The 507-nt window shown below is 65.5% G+C and carries 1 protein-coding gene; it reads right to left on the bottom strand.

Annotated features, from left to right (window positions below; genetic code table 11):
* On the bottom strand, nt 1–507 hold a 507-nt coding region (locus tag AC6LKG_RS26550; protein WP_498169978.1), incomplete at both ends, for an autotransporter outer membrane beta-barrel domain-containing protein.

Genomic DNA, 507 nt, shown 5'->3' with positions numbered 1-507 from the left:
TCTGGTTGGTTTTCAGGTACTTGGCGATGACGTCGACGAACGGGCCGTCCTCGTGGATCAGGGCGTAGTAGAGGCCGATGCCGCCCGTGGTGTGCCGTTCCGACAACTGGCCTTCGCCCTGGCCGGAGCCCTGCGTGTAGCTGCCCATGACGCCGTACAGTTGCCTGCCCTGCTTGCGGTCGAGACCGAACTGCAGCGTGGTGTGCTTCAGGCCGATCTGCTGGTAGTCGGCGCGCCCGTGGCTGGTCTTGATCCAGAGTCCGGCGTCTTCGTTGAGTTGGCGCACGTCGCCCAGGCGCTTGTCGAGCTGGTTGGTTTCGAGCACGAAGGAGACGCGTGGCAGGCTGGCCAGCGTGCCGGTGCGGGCGATCTGCTGGCGCACCTCGGTGATCTGCCGGATGGTGCCTTCGTCCGCCGCCACGCCTGCCTGTCCCAGACGCTTGACGATTTCCTCGCGCGAACCCAGGGCGTCCAGCTCGGACAGCCTCAATGACACAGCCGTGAACA

This window comes from Achromobacter sp. 46006, assembly GCF_059761975.1.
Note: the sequence above shows the minus strand (reverse complement) of the source record. Positions and strands in the feature narration are given on the sequence as shown.